The 14136-nt window shown below is 72.7% G+C and carries 14 protein-coding genes; 7 read left to right on the forward strand and 7 right to left on the reverse strand.

The annotated features are described in order from the left end of the window. Positions 1–97 precede the first annotated feature (97 nt). Positions 98–2074 (forward strand): ABC transporter ATP-binding protein, encoded by a 1977-nt coding sequence (locus OG598_RS03295; protein WP_328655258.1) that lies wholly within the window; start codon positions 98–100, stop codon positions 2072–2074. An 88-nt stretch (positions 2075–2162) separates the two neighbouring features. Here OG598_RS03295 and mug read toward each other — a convergent pair whose 3' ends face one another. The 6 genes from mug to OG598_RS03325 form a co-directional block, all read right to left on the reverse strand. Next, positions 2163–2789 (reverse strand): G/U mismatch-specific DNA glycosylase, encoded by a 627-nt coding sequence (gene mug, locus OG598_RS03300; RefSeq protein ID WP_328655259.1) that lies wholly within the window; start codon positions 2787–2789, stop codon positions 2163–2165. A 158-nt stretch (positions 2790–2947) separates the two neighbouring features. Continuing rightward, positions 2948–3709: an SDR family oxidoreductase gene (locus OG598_RS03305; protein WP_328652961.1), complete on the reverse strand. Its 762-nt coding sequence runs from the start codon at positions 3707–3709 to the stop codon at positions 2948–2950. After that, on the reverse strand, positions 3694–4239 hold the full coding sequence (locus OG598_RS03310) for a hypothetical protein (protein ID WP_328652962.1): 546 nt from the start codon (positions 4237–4239) through the stop codon (positions 3694–3696). Before OG598_RS03310 ends, OG598_RS03305 begins: the two co-directional genes overlap by 16 nt. Beyond that, positions 4236–5054: a DUF692 domain-containing protein gene (locus OG598_RS03315; RefSeq protein WP_328652963.1), complete on the reverse strand. Its 819-nt coding sequence runs from the start codon at positions 5052–5054 to the stop codon at positions 4236–4238. Before OG598_RS03315 ends, OG598_RS03310 begins: the two co-directional genes overlap by 4 nt. Further along, positions 5051–5983 (reverse strand): TIGR04222 domain-containing membrane protein, encoded by a 933-nt coding sequence (locus OG598_RS03320; RefSeq protein ID WP_328652964.1) that lies wholly within the window; start codon positions 5981–5983, stop codon positions 5051–5053. Before OG598_RS03320 ends, OG598_RS03315 begins: the two co-directional genes overlap by 4 nt. An 81-nt stretch (positions 5984–6064) precedes the next feature. Then, entirely contained in the window at positions 6065–6637 is a 573-nt protein-coding gene (locus OG598_RS03325) for a TetR/AcrR family transcriptional regulator (protein WP_091403732.1), read from the reverse strand. Between the two features lie 77 nt (positions 6638–6714). Here OG598_RS03325 and OG598_RS03330 point away from each other — a divergent pair, with 77 nt between their 5' ends. From OG598_RS03330 to OG598_RS03340, 3 genes are all read left to right on the forward strand, one after another. Beyond that, positions 6715–7575, forward strand: a complete 861-nt coding sequence (locus OG598_RS03330) for a carbon-nitrogen hydrolase family protein (RefSeq protein ID WP_328652965.1) — start codon at positions 6715–6717, stop codon at positions 7573–7575. Positions 7576–7640: 65 nt separating this feature from the next. After that, a complete protein-coding gene (locus OG598_RS03335; RefSeq protein WP_091403736.1) occupies positions 7641–8285 on the forward strand; it encodes an HAD family hydrolase in 645 nt (214 codons plus the stop codon). 211 nt (positions 8286–8496) lie between these two features. Further along, on the forward strand, positions 8497–9426 hold the full coding sequence (locus OG598_RS03340; protein ID WP_328652966.1) for a serine protein kinase RIO: 930 nt from the start codon (positions 8497–8499) through the stop codon (positions 9424–9426). Between the two features lie 44 nt (positions 9427–9470). On the opposite strand, the gene OG598_RS03345 is transcribed toward OG598_RS03340, so the two are convergent. Then, on the reverse strand, positions 9471–9719 hold the full coding sequence (locus OG598_RS03345) for a DUF2630 family protein (RefSeq protein WP_124821979.1): 249 nt from the start codon (positions 9717–9719) through the stop codon (positions 9471–9473). A gap of 445 nt (positions 9720–10164) precedes the next feature. Between OG598_RS03345 and OG598_RS03350 the strand changes: the two genes are divergently transcribed. The 3 genes from OG598_RS03350 to OG598_RS03360 are packed head-to-tail and all read left to right on the forward strand — an operon-like array spanning position 10165 to position 14043. After that, positions 10165–11502 carry a cytochrome P450 gene (locus tag OG598_RS03350; protein WP_328655260.1) on the forward strand — a complete coding sequence of 446 codons (1338 nt, stop codon included), beginning with the start codon at positions 10165–10167 and terminating at the stop codon, positions 11500–11502. Then, a complete protein-coding gene (locus OG598_RS03355) occupies positions 11502–12416 on the forward strand; it encodes a terpene synthase family protein (protein WP_328652967.1) in 915 nt (304 codons plus the stop codon). Before OG598_RS03350 ends, OG598_RS03355 begins: the two co-directional genes overlap by 1 nt. Then, positions 12409–14043, forward strand: a complete 1635-nt coding sequence (locus OG598_RS03360; RefSeq protein ID WP_328652968.1) for a prenyltransferase/squalene oxidase repeat-containing protein — start codon at positions 12409–12411, stop codon at positions 14041–14043. Before OG598_RS03355 ends, OG598_RS03360 begins: the two co-directional genes overlap by 8 nt. Positions 14044–14136 lie beyond the last annotated feature (93 nt).

Consider the following 14136-nt stretch of genomic DNA (forward strand, 5'->3'; position numbering starts at 1 on the left):
AGATCCGGGTTACGACCGAGGTTGTCACACTCGTCGGGAGAATTGACCTGACGGTGCGGTCTGCCCGGCAACCCGGAGGTGAGCGATGTCCAACCCGATGTCCGGCGGTGGCATGGCCGGGTGGAGCATGCTCCGGTCGATGCGCAACCGCGACGAGGTCTCCACCCACCGGCTCAAGCGCGGCGTGGCCCGCCGCATCGTCGCCTTCGCCCACCCCTACCGGCGCGACATCATCGTCTTCCTGGCCACCGTGGTGTTGGCCGCCATCATCGGCGTGGCCACTCCGGTGCTCGCCGGTGACGTGATCAACGCGATCAACCGGGGTGGCACCGAGGCCGGGCGGCTCGTGGTGCGGCTGGCCCTGTTCATCGCCGGGCTGGCGGTCGCCGACGCGCTGCTGTCGCTGGCCCAACGGTGGTATTCCGCCCGCATCGGCGAGGGCATCATCTTCACCCTGCGCACCCGGGTCTACGACCACGTGCAGCGGATGCCGTTGCAGTTCTTCACCCGCACCCAGACCGGCGCCCTGGTCAGCAGGCTCAACAACGACGTGCTCGGCGCCCAGCGGGCGTTCACCTCCACCCTGTCCGGTGTGGTCAGCAACGTCATCCAGCTGGTGCTCACCGCGGCGGTGATGTTCACCCTCTCCTGGCAGATCACCGCGCTGTCACTGGTGCTGCTGCCGATCTTCATCATTCCGGCCCGCCGGGTCGGTCGACGGCTGGCGGACATCACCCGCGAGGCGTACAACCTCGACGCCAAGATGAACGCGACAATGACCGAGCGGTTCGGGGTGGCCGGCGCGCTGCTGGTGAAGCTCTTCGGCCAGCCCGAGATCGAGGCCCGCCGGTTCGGCGACCGGGCGGAGCGGGTCCGCGACATCGGCATCCAGTCCGCCATGTATTCCCGCACATTCTTCGTGGCGATGCTGTTGGTCGCCTCACTGGCGCAGGCGCTGACCTACGGTCTCGGCGGCTGGCTCGCGGTGACCGGCGGCGTCAGCGCCGGCACCGTGGTGACGCTCGCGCTGCTGCTCACCCGCCTGTACGGGCCGCTCACCGCGCTCTCCAACGTGCGGGTGGACGTGATGAGCGCGCTGGTCTCCTTCGACCGGGTCTTCGAGGTGCTCGACCTCAAGCCGGGCATCGTGGAGAAGCCCGACGCGGTGCCGGTGCCCCTTGGCGCCGGTCGGGTCGACTTCCGCGACGTGCGTTTCCGCTACCCGAGCGCCGCCGAGATCTCCCTCGCCTCCCTGGAGGAGGTCGCCACGCTCGACCGGACCGTCAACGAACCGGTGCTCAAGGGGGTCTCGTTCAGCGTCGAGCCGGGGCAGATGGTGGCGCTGGTCGGCCCGTCCGGAGCGGGCAAGTCGACACTGTCGATGCTCATCTCCCGGATCTACGACGTCAGCGACGGGCAGGTGCTCGTCGGCGGGGTGGACGTGCGCGACGCGACGCTCGCCTCCCTGCGCGACGAGATCGGTGTGGTCACTCAGGATTCGCACCTGTTCCACGAGACGATCGCCGAGAATCTTCGCTACGCCAAGCCGGACGCCACCGACGACGAGATCTGGGCCGCACTGGCCGGTGCGCAGGTGGCCGATCTGGTCCGGGCGCTGCCCGACGGTCTGGACACCACTGTGGGGGAGCGGGGCTACCGGTTCTCCGGCGGCGAGAAGCAGCGCATCGCGATTGCGCGACTGCTGCTCAAGGCCCCGTCGATCGTGATCCTCGACGAGGCGACAGCACACCTGGATTCGGAGAGCGAGGCGGCGGTGCAGCGCGCGCTGTCGGTGGCGCTGGCCGGGCGTACCGCCCTGGTGATCGCACACCGGCTCTCCACAGTGCGCGACGCCGACCAGATCCTGGTCCTGGACGGGGGTCGGATCGTCGAGCGGGGTCGGCACGAGGAGTTGGTAGCGGTCGGTGGGCTCTACGCCGAGCTGTACCGGACCCAGTTCGCGGTCGCCGACTCGCCCACCCCGTTCGTCGACGCGACCGGTCCCGAGCCGGTGGTCATGCCGCTGGGCACCTACCGCGCCGACGAGGTGCTGCCGCCAGCCGCCGCCAACTGACGTCCGCGCCGCGCTGATCACCTCGGGTTCCTGGAAGTCGGGGTGTCCTGGCCGCATTGACCGCCCGGTTTCCGTGAAACCGAGTCGATCAACGGTCGGTTGGTCCGGCGGGCCGACGGTCCGGTAGCTCGGTCGCCGCCCGCAACTCGGCGAAGGCCAGGCCCAGGGTGACCGGGGTGAAGTGCGCGTTCAGGCCGCTGGGGTTGGGCAGCACCCACAGTCGGGCGCTGGCCAGCGACTCCGGCTGCGGCCCGAAGGTGGCCTTCGGCCGCTGAAAACCGATCCGGTACGCGGTCACCCCCACCACTGCCACCCAGCGCGGCCGGTACCGGGCCACCTTGTCGGTCAGGATCGCCGCGCCGTCGAGGAGTTCCTCGGTGCTCAGCTCGTCCGCGCGGGCGCTGGCCCGGGCGGCCATGTTGGTGATGCCGAGCCCGAGCGCTGGCAGTTCGTCCTGTTCGCTGGGGTGCAGCAGTCGGGGGGTGAACCCGCCCCGGTGCAGGGCGGGCCAGAACCGGTTGCCGGGTCGGGCGAAGTGCCAGCCCGTCGCCGCCGACCACAGGCCCGGGTTGATGCCGACGAAGAGCACCGCCAGCCCCGGCGCGAGCACGTCGGGCATGGTCCGGTCCGCAGCCGCCGCCAGCTCCGCCCGGGTGGGCCGGGTCGTCCGGGCCGCCAGGTCCGTCCGGGTGGGCCGGGTCGTCGAGGCGGCCAGGTCCGTCCGGGTGATCGACTCGGGTTCCTGGAAGTCGGGGTGTCCTGGTCCCTGCGACCGCCCGGTTTCCTGGAACCCGAGTCGATCAACGGCCGGGTGGTCGGACAGAGACTCCTCGGGCGGCGTCACGGCATGAGCAGGTCCGGCCCCGTCGGGGGTCACAGGCCGCGCAGCGCGCCGCCGTCGACCGGCACTGTGATGCCGGTGAGGTAGCTCGCGGCGGGGGAGAGCACGAACGCGGCCACCCGGCCGAACTCGGCGGGATCGCCGACGCGGCGCAGCGGGATGCCGGCCTCCGCCTCGGCGCGGGCCCGCTCCGGGTCGCCGGTCGCTCCGAACAGCTCCCGGTTGCGATCGGTCATGATCCGGCCGGGCAACAGGCCGACCACCCGGACCCCACGCGGGCCGTAGTCGTCGGCGATGTCCTTGGCGGCCCCGACCAGGCCGGGCCGCAGACCGTTGGAGATGCCGAGACCGGGCACCGGGCCACGCGCCGAGGTGGAGAGCACCAGCCCGATCGCGCCGCCCTCGGGCAGGGCGTTCGCGACAGTGCGTACGGCGCGGATGGTGCCCAGGAAGACGGTCTCGAAGGAGAGCCGCCACTGCTCGTCGGTGACCGCTGCGGCGTTGCCTGGCGGTGGCCCACCGACCGAGATCAGCGCGCCGTCGAGCCGGCCGAAGTGTTCCTGGGCGGCGGCGACGAGCTGCCCCGGGGTCTCCGGGTCGGTCAGGTCCGCGGTCAGTCCGATGGCGTGCTCCGGGCCACCGAGCTGCTGCGCGGCGGCGGCCACCGCGTCCGGGTCGCGGGCCGAGAGCACCACCCGCGCACCGTCGGCGACCAGGCTCTGTGCGGTCGCGTAGCCCAGACCGCGGGAGGCGCCGGTGAGGACGTACACGCGGTCGGTCAGTCCGAGATCCATAACTTCGATCCTGCCGCATCCGGTACCCCGTCGCCAGCCTGGGTGGATACCCGTGGGGCGGGGCGCAGCAGGCGTACCCGGCCGGCGATCTGCACCGCGACGGCGCCGCCGGCGCGGCCCACCGAAGGCGCCCGGCGCGAACGCGGCGCCCGAAGCCCGTCGTAGCGCAGGCGTGCCTCCCGGACGGCCAACTCCTCGGCGGCGGCCGGCGGAAGCGCGTGCTGGGCGTGTAGCGCCCGGGCCAGGTCCCAACCGTCGCGCAGCGATCCGGCGGTGGGTCGGCGGGCGGCCCACTCGGCGAAGGTGGTCGACCACCTGGCACCGAGGCCGGCGGCGAGCAGTGGCCAGTGCCGGGCCACCTCACCGGCCCGCTTACGCAGCAGGGCGGCGCGGGTGGCGGCCAGCGGTCCCGGCGCGAACCCCGGCGGGGGTGGCCCACCGGCGACCAGCGCCGCGACCAGTTCGGCCTGCCGTTCGGCGAGCCCGGCGCGGGGCGTGGGCGCGGATTCGTCGTCGGGTGCGCCCGTCATGTCACGGCCGGGAAGCCCGCGGCGGAGGCCAGGGCGTCCAGTTCGGCGCGGAGGTCGGCGGCCGGCGGGTAGTGGCCGTCGCGCTCCAGCAGCAGTGCCGGCGGTCGCCGTCGGGCGCAGAGCGCGTCGACCAGCTCCAACACCGCTGTCGGCACCGGGTCGGTGTGGGTGTCGTGGTAGAACCCGCCGTGTTCGGCGCCGCCGGCCACGTGGGCGTACGCGACCCGCTCCAGCGGCAGGCGGTCCAGCAACGCCAGCGGGTCGGCGCCCCGGTTGCGGGCGTTGGCGTGCACGTTCGCGACGTCCAGCAGCAGCAGTGCCCCGGTCCGGTCGAGGATCTCGGTGAGGAAGTCCGCCTCGGTCAACTCGTCGTCGGGCCAGTCGACAAGCGCGGCGATCGGCTCCAGCGCGATCGGCACCGGAAGCTCGGCCTGTGCCCGCGCCACGTTGGCGCAGACCGCGTCGACGGCCTCCCGGCTGCGCGGCAGCGGCAGCAGATGGCCCGCCTCCAGGCCGCCGGCCCGGACGAACGCGATGTGCTCGCTGACCAGCGGGGCGTCCAGGCGTTGCGCCACCGCGGCCAGGTGGGCGACCCGGGCCCTGTCGACCGGCTCGGCGCCGCCGAGGGAGAGCCGCACCCCGTGCGGTACGACTGTCACCGCGCGGTCCCGTAGCTGGGTCAGGCCGGGCGGGAGTGGTCCGGAGGCGGGCACCCCCTCGGCCACCACCTCGACGAAGCGCAGGCCGGGCAGCTCGGCCACGAAGCCGGCGATCTCCGGACGCCAGCCGATGCCGACCCCGGACGGGCCGGTCATCCGCCGCACCCGCCGCCGCCCCCGCACCCGCCGCCTCCACCGCCGCAGGAGCTGCCGCCGTCCCCACCGGAGCTGTCGCCTCCGCCACCGGACGATCCGTCGGACCCGCCCGTCCAGCCGCCGTTGCCGGAGAGGGCCTGGCGCTGAATCTCGGCCTGCTCCGCGAAGCCCGGGTCGAGAGCCCAGAGCGAGGCGGTGCCGTACAGGGCCACGCCCATCGCCGCGCCGGCCGCCCCGTAGGTGGCGTAGGCGGGCGCCGAGGCCGGCGCGAGGTGGGTGTGCTCGCTGCGGACGGAACGAAGGGCGGCACGACCGGCCCGGGTGCGGACGGGTGCCCGACGCAGCAGCAGGGCCGCGCACAGGAGGGCCGCCAGGGTGAGCAGCAGGTAACCCACCGGGCGACCGCTGAACAGGCCGGAGAACAACCGGAGCACGCCGAGGCCCAGCAGGGCCCACAAAAACTGGCCCCAGAGGCGGGCGCGGGCGCGTTGCGTGTCGTTCGTCAGCAGCCCGCGCTGCTCCAGGCCGTTGCGGATCTGGTCCAGCGCGGTGCGTACGCGCTCGTCCTGCGGCAGGTCCCGGACCCGGGAGTGCTGGTGGGCTGCCCAGTGGATGGCCTGATCCAGTGGGGTGAGCCCGGCCGGCGGGGCGCCGCCGGTGGTCAGCCGACGGTCCGGTCGTACGCCGACCGCGCCGCTGCCGCGCAGCCCGCCCAGCGATGCGTGCACAGCGAGCTGAGGGCCGCCGTTGAGGTACGCGACCTGCTGTGCACCGAGTGGGTCGACTGTGGGGTGCGCCGGGGCGGTCAGCAGGCGGATCCGGTAGTACGCCGCTGTCGCCACCACCAGGATGGCCGCCGCGATGTAGTACCGGAGGAAGGTGGGGCCGGAGATGCCCCAGGTGTCGCCGGACGCGGCGTGGACGATCATCGACTGCTCCTGTCACCGGAGGGATCGGCGGCCTCATTGTGGAGCAGCCTCGCCACGGGCCTCCGACCGGTGTGCGCGCGGTCAGTGGCGGCGGACCGCCTCCTCGACGAGGTCGAGCACAGGGCCCAGGTCACCGGCCGGTCGGCCCATGGCCAGGTGCAGCACCAGGCCGTCGTAGGCCAGCTCCAGGAACTGGGCCAGCACGTCGATCGGTACGTCCTCGCGCAGCACCCCGGCGTCGCGCTGGCGGGCCAGCCGGTCCCGGGTCGCCTCCGCGATCGCGGCGGACCGCTCCGCCCACCGTCGGGCGAACGCCGGGTCGGTGCGCAGCCGCCGGGAGACCTCCAGTTGGCTGCCCAGCCAGCCGGTGGTGTCCGGTGAGACGGCGCGGGCGAGCAGATCGCGCATCACCTGCACCAGGCCGTTGCGGGCCACCGTCTCGACCATGGCCGCGGCGTCGTCCTCGGCGACGGCGAGGAAGAGCGAGTCCTTGTCGCGGAAGTGGTGGAAGATCGCGCCACGGGACAGGCCGGTGGCCTCCTCGAGGCGGCGTACTGTCGCCCCCTCGTAGCCGAGCCGGGCGAAACACGCCCGGGCCGCGGCGAGGATCTCCTGCCGGCGAGCGTCGAGCTGGTCCTGGCTTACTCTGGGCACACGTCGATCGTTGCAGGTCACCCCGGGGCATGCAAACCGTACGTACGGCTTGGGACGACGCCGATTACCATCTCCCGGTGACCCAGCCCCGCACCGTGCCCAGCTCCCCGCTGACAGTGGCCACCGTCCAGGCCACCCCCACCCCGGGCGACGTCGCCGGCAACGCTGTCATCGCCGCCGACCTGGTCCGGCGAGCCGGCGAGCGGGGTGCCCGGGTGGCCGTCCTGCCGGAGCTGTTCCTCTGCGCGTACCACCCGCCGGTTCTCACCGCCGACCCGGCCGGCACCGACGTCGCGGCCGATCCGGCCGGGATGGTCGCGGATCCCCGGCTCGACCCGCTGCGCGTCGCGGCGCGCGAGGCCGGCGTCACCGCGCTGGTCGGCGCGGCCGTCCGGCACCCGGACGGCCGGCGGACCATCGCGGCGCTGGTGGTGGACCGCAGCGGCGAGGTGCGGGTCGGGTACGACAAGCAGCAGTTGTGGGGCGACGAACGGGAGTTGTTCACCCCCGGCGATCGGGGTGCCACGCTGCTCGTCGACGACTGGCGGCTCGGGCTGGGCATCTGCTACGACGGCTGTTTCCCCGAGCACGGCCGGGCCGCCGCCCTCGACGGCGCACACGCCTACCTGTGCCCCAGCGGATACCTGGCCGGCTCCGAGCACCGCCGGGATCTCTACTACGCCGCACGTGCCCTGGACAACACGATGTTCGTGGTCTTCGCCAACGCGGTCGGCGGTGTCGACCCGTGGCGGTTCAACGGCGGTGCGGCCATCTACGACCCCGAGGGGCGGGTGCTGGCCCGCGGGGCGGACGACGGCACGGCGGTGCTCGTGGCGGCGCTGGATCCCGTCGTGCTCGCGGCCACCCGGACGGCCCACTCGATGCTCGTCGATCGGCTGTCGGACCAGGGCGGCCCGCGGCTGTCGATGCCTGGCTGAGCCCTTCGTCAGCTCGATACCCGCCGCACCTGTTGGCGGACACGTCGGTCCCGTAGGGTGCCCGAGTGCCACTGCTCCTGCTGGACCTGGACAACACCCTGCTGGATCGGGCCGGGCCGTTCCGCCGCTGGGGTGAGCGCTTCCTGGACAGCATCGGCGCGCCCCACACCGACATCGACTGGCTGATCTCGATCGACGCCGACGGTCTGACCGACCGCTGGGACCTCGCCGACGCCATCCGGGACCGTTACGAGCTGCGCATTCCCTCGATCGACCTGGTCGAGGAGCTGCACGACGGGGTGGTGGCGCAGACCCGGCTCGACCCGCTGACCGCCTGCGCGCTGCGGATCGCCGACGACGCCGGCTGGGTGCCGGTGGTGGTCTGCAACGGCACCGTACGCGTCGAGGACGCCAAGATTCGCCAGACCGGGCTGGACCAGTACGTCGCGGACTGGGTGATCTCCGAGGAGGCTGGCGTCAGCAAACCCAACCCGAGAATCTTCGCGCTCGCCGCCCAGCGGGTCCGGATGCCGCTGCGGGGGGCGTGGGTGATCGGTGACAGCCCGGAGGCGGACATCGGTGGCGCCGCCGCCGTCGGGCTGCCCAGCGTCTGGCTGCACCGGGGGCGTACCTGGTCGGACGTCCGGTTCGCGCCGAGCCGCACGGTGGACGGGTTGATCGCCGCGGTCGCCACCGTCCTGGCCCGCTGAGGGTTTCCGCACTGGCGATTCGGCGTCGGAGCGGCCGTTCGGGTGGCGGCTCGGTAATTCGGTTGACCGGCGGACGTGGTGGTACGAGCATTGTCCGCGCATGGTGCAACCCGGGTGTGTGCCCGGTCGAGGACAGGGGGTCGGTCATGGCCGTCTTTGCAGGTCGCTTCCAGCTGCCTATCTCAGCCTCGACCAAGGGAATTTCACCACAGTGCGCAATCATGACCTTCCGGCGCTCGAGCGCCGCCGCGGCAAGAGCCGCTTCGACGACGACGAACCGCAGTTTCTGAAGCGCGGGCGGCCCACCGAGCCGCTCGCAGACCCGGACAGCGAGCCCGACCCGGACACCGGCGAGCGCTGGTCGTCCTGGGACGACGCCGTGCACGGGCCACAGCCGCACCCCGCCTGGCTGGTCACCGAGTTGGCCGCCAAGGACACCGAGCTGGGTGTGCTGAAGACCGGCAAGGAGGCGGACGTCCACCTGGTCCGTCGGGCCGTGCCGGACACCGACCGGTCCTGCCTGCTCGCTGTGAAACGCTACCGCGATCCCGAGCACCGGTTGTTCCACCGCGATGCCGGCTACCTGGAGGGCCGTCGGGTGCGTCGGTCCCGGGAGAACCGGGCGATGGCCGGCCGGACGGCCTTCGGCCGGCAGATGATCGCCGGGCAGTGGGCGGCGGCCGAGTTCGCCGCGCTCAGCCGGCTCTGGGAGATCGGCGCCGGGCACGACCGGATCGCCGTGCCGTACCCGGTGCAGGTGCGGGGCACCGAGCTGATGCTGGAGTTCGTCGGTGACGCCGAGTCGGGGGAGGCGGCACCCCGGCTGGCCCAGCTGCGGCCCGACCCGACCGAGCTGCGTGACCTGTGGGCCCAACTGGTGGAGGCGCTGCGGGTGCTGGCGCGGGCCGGTTACGCGCATGGCGACCTGTCGCCGTACAACCTGCTCGTGCACCAGGGTCGGCTGGTCGTGATCGACCTGCCGCAGGTGGTCGACGTGGTGGCGAACCCACAGGGGCCGGAGTTCCTGGCCCGCGATGTGCGGGTGGTCGGCGCCTGGTTCGCGGCCCGGGGCCTCCCCGCCGAGCAGGTGGACCCCGGCCTGTTGACCGGAGAGCTGCTGCACGAGGCGGGCCTGCGCTGATCGGAGCGGGTCGGGCGGCCACACCGCCCGACCCGCCATGTCGGCTATTGCAGGTAGCGCTCCACCTCGGGCTTGGGGCGTTCGCCCTGGGCGTCCGGGTCGCCGTGGGTCTCCCGGGCGGCCCGTCGGCGGCGCAGCAGGTCCCAGCACTGGTCGAGGGACTCCTCCAGGGCGCGCAGTCGCTCGCTGGCGTCGCCCTCGGTGCCCGACTCGTGGGCCTGGGCGTCGGCACGCAGCTTGTGTTCCTCGTCGACCAGTTCGGAGATCCGGTTCAGGATGGTCTTGTCGTCCATGTCACAGAGCCTGGCACAGGGTGCCGGGCGTCGCCCGGATTCGGGGGTACCGGTGCGTCCTGGGTCACCGGCCCGCACCGGCCAGCCCGAGGCCGCCAATCCGGTGCCGATGCCGCAGCCAGGTCGGCGGCACGCGGCCGATTCGCCCATGGCGCCTGGGTGGTCGGCGCACCGGGCGTGGTGTCGTTCCTGAGTATCCATTCAGGATTCAAGAAGAGTTAAACATCGACGAGTGTGCGTGCGCCTAGATGGAAATTGCGCCGTCCGCAAGTCTGGAGGTGCCCCTCGTTTGGTGAGATGCTTCCGGCGGCCCAGAAGGTGAAAGTTTCATCAACCTGCGCGACCGAAGTGGACCGCTGCGGTCGCCGGGACGACGAGGAGACGTGGTTCGATGGCACAGGTGTCCGAGGCGCGCCCCGTCACCGTCAGCACCGAGCCCCGGACGATCCCGTTACGACGCGCTCTGCCGGCACTGGTTCGCGATCCACTGGGCGCGCTTGTCGACTTCGCGCAGGACGCCGACGGCGACGTCGTCCGGCTCAACCTCGGCTCGTTCCGGCCCTATCTGGTCAGCCATCCTGAGCACCTGCAACGCGTTCTGCGGGACAACGTTGCCAACTACACCCGGGACGGCGACGGGTTGCTCTGGCGACCCGTGCGCCGAATCGTCGGTGACGCCATCCTGGTCGCCGAGGGTGAGATCTGGGAGTCCAGCCGGGGCGCGCTGCAACCGTTGTTCACCGCCAAGCGGGCCGAGACGCTCGTCGACAAGATGGCCGAGGCGATCAACGAGGCGGTCGACGAGTGGCTCGAACCGGCCCTCGCGGGTCGCCCGATCGACGGCGGCGCCGAGCTGACCCGGATCGTCCTTCGCACGACCATGCGGGTGCTCTTCGCCGACCGGATCTCGGTCCCCGATGCCCTACGGATCAGCGCCGCGCTGAACACCCTCACCACAGCGATGCTTCCCCGGCTGCTGATGCCCGCCGTGCCGTACGCGGTGCCGATCCCCGGCGACCGGCGCTTCCGCGACGCGGTGCGCGCCATCGACGAGGTGGTGCTGCCCATCATCCGGGATGCCCGGGCCCATCCCACCGACGGCGACGACATCATCTCCACGCTCTGCCGGCCACGCGCCGACGGCAGCGAACCCGACGAGTACGCGATCCGCGGCGACGTGGTCGCGATGTTCTCCACCGCCACCGAGACCACCATCGCCCTGCTCTCCTGGCTCTGGCCGGTCCTGGCGTCCCGGCCCGACGTGGCCGAGCTGATGACCGACGAGATCGAACGGGTGGTCGGCGCCGAACGGGTCGGCCGCGAACACCTGCCCCAACTGCGCTACGGCCGGATGGTGCTCGACGAGATGCTGCGGCTCTACCCGGCCGGCTGGATGATCCCGCGCACCGCTGTCGCTGACGACGTGCTGGGCGGGGTGCGGATCAAGGCCGGGGGCACCGTGCTGGTCAGCCCGTACGTCACCCAGCGGATGTCGACGTTCTGGACCGACCCGGCGCTCTTCGACCCGGAGCGGTTCGCGCCGGAGTTGCCCCGGCGGCGCTACCGCTACTCCTACTTCCCGTTCGGCGGGGGCCCGCACCAGTGCCTCGGGCAGTACCTGTTCCTGCTGGAGGCGCAGCTCATCGTCAGCACCGTGCTGAGCCGCTACCGCTTCCGGTTGCGCGAACCGGCCGACCTCACGCCTCGGATGGGCGCCTCGCTGCAACCCAAGCAGCGCGCCGAGGTCATCCTCACCCCGGTCGAGCGTCCGGCCGCATCGTGATGGAGACCCCGCCTCCGGCTCGGGCCGGTCAGGACGCGGTCGCCGAGCAGGGCCGGGTGTGCGCGCTCGCCGTGCGCGGCGTACGCGACCTCCAGGACGTCACCGCCGCCCACCCTGAGCTGTTCGACGCCGCGCCGTTCGACCCGGCGCTGCTCAGCTCGGTGGCCACAGTGGTCGCCTTCATCGCACCCTGGCACACCGCCGCCGAACTGCGGATCACCACCCGTACCGTGCTCTGGGTCTTCGCCGCCGACTGGCAGGTCGACTACCTCGCCCGGTCCGTGGACGACGTCCGGCAGGTGGTGAACGACTGCCTGGCGGTGGCCGACGGCGCGGCGCCCCCACCGGGGCGACACCTGGCCCGGCTGCTGGCCGACCTGCGCGACGAACTGGCCACCGTGCCCGCGTTCGCCCGGTTGCGTCCGATCTGGCGCGACGAGCTGGCCCGGATGCTCGCCGCCGGGGCTCGGGAGTGGGACTGGAAGAACCTGCCGACCGACCCGACCACCGGGCGACGCCTGCCGGACCTGGACCGCTACCTGGAGAACGCCGACAACTCCGGCAGCTCCTTCGTCAACGTCACCCACTGGATAGCCACGGGTGACGAGAAGACCCTCGCCCAGTTGACCGACCTGCTGGACGCCGGACGTGGCGTGCAGCGGGTGCTGCGGCTGGTCAACGACCTCGCCACGCAGAAGCGCGACGCCGAGTGGGGTGACCTGAACGCCCTCTCGCTGGTGGACGACCCGGCGCAGGTGCACGACCGGCTGGCCGAGCTGACCGCCCGGTCCCGGGGGGACCTGGCCGCCCTCGCCGAGCGGTGCCCCCGCCAGGCGGACTACCTCAACCGCCAGATCTCCTTCACCGGCGGCTTCTACCAACTGTCGGACTTCTGGGGGGAGCGCGATGAGTGACTGCGCCACCCGGGTGCTCGCCGACGCCGCGACCAGCGCCGCCGCGGTCGCCACCACCGCCCCGGTCGCCGACGCCGCCCGCGAGTTGATCGCCGGCCTTGGCCTGCGGCCGTGGGGGCAGGTCGCCGCGTCGGTGTACGAGACCGGGCGGCTGGTCGCCGTCGCTCCCTGGCTGACCGGGCACCACCAGCGGATCGCGTTCCTGCTGCGCAGTCAGCGCCCGGACGGGGCGTGGGGCCCACCCGAGGGGTACGCCCTGGTACCGACGCTGAGCGCCACCGACGCGCTGCTCGCGGCACTGGCCGACGGCAGGGCCGGGACGGAGCTGCTCGCTCCGGTGGCCCGCGGGCTCGGCGCGCTCGTCGGGACGCTGCTCCCCAACGACGCCCGGACTCTGCCGGACACCCCCGCGCTGGACCTCATCGTCCCGGCGCTGGTCGACACGATCAACGACCGGCTCGCCGGGCTGGAGCGGGCCACCGCCGCCCGACTGCCCCGCCCGCCGTTGCCGCTGCCCACCGGGCTCACCCGGGACCGGCTGCGCGCGGTGCGGTCCGCGGTGGCCGCCGGAATGACGCTGCCACCGAAGCTGGCCCACTTCTACGAGATCCTGGACGCGGTACCCACCGACGCCGGCCCCACGCTCACAGCGGTCGGCGCGTCACCCGCCGCGACCGCGGCCTGGCTGACAGCGGCCGGCCCGGCCGCCGGCCCCACCGCGCACGCCTTCCTGCGGGCGTTGATCCAGGACGGAGGCGGCCCGGTGCCCTGCCCGGCGCCGATCACCGTCTTCGAGCGGGCCTGGGTGCTGAGCGGCCTGCACCGGGCCGGGATCACGATCAACCCACCGGCCTCCGTCCTGGAGAGCCTGACCGCTGCCACCGCCGGCCAGGGAATCGCCACCGGCGACGGCCTGCCGACCGACGCCGACACCACAGCGGTGAGCCTCGTCGCGTTGGCCCGGCTCGGCCGTCCGGCGGACCCGGCCAGCCTGTGGGCGTACGAGACGGCTGACGGTTTCTGCACCTGGCCGGGGGAGGACGGCTTCTCGGTCACCACCAACGCCCACGTGCTGGACGCCTTCGGTCAGCGCCTGACCCGGCACCCGGACGCGGGGGAGCGCTATCACCGGGCGGTCGACCGACTGAGTGCGGTGCTGACCGGGCACCAGCGCGCGGACGGCGCCTGGCAGGACCGGTGGCACGCCTCGCCGTACTACGCCACCGCCTGCTGTGTGCTGGCACTGGCCGAGTTCGGGCGGGGTGCGGCCGCCGCCGAGGCGGTGGATCGGGCGGCCGGCTGGGTGTTGAACAGTCAGCGCCCGGACGGTTCGTGGGGGCGGTGGGACGGCACCGCCGAGGAGACCGCGTACGCCCTCCAGGTGCTGCTGACGGTGCCGACGACGGTGCCGCGGGTCGACGACGCCGTGGCGCGTGGACACGCCTACCTGCACGAATCCGCCGCCGGGGAGCACCCTCCACTGTGGTACGGCAAGGAGCTGTACTGTCCGACAGTCATCGTTAGCGCCGCGGTGCTCGCCGCCTGTCGACTGGCCAGCATCCGTGCTTCCGGCGTGGACCGATCGGTGGTGGATTGCGGTTACCGGTCAACAAAAACAGCAACTTGAGGGGTTGTGTGGACACTGCTAGCGTACGCAGAGCCTCAGCCCCGGATGCCCCGCTGTGGTGGGACGTCGCCCCCTCTGATCATTCGTTGATGA

The sequence above is a fragment of the Micromonospora sp. NBC_00330 genome, assembly GCF_036136635.1.
Taxonomy (GTDB): Bacteria; Actinomycetota; Actinomycetes; order Mycobacteriales; family Micromonosporaceae; genus Micromonospora; species Micromonospora salmantinae.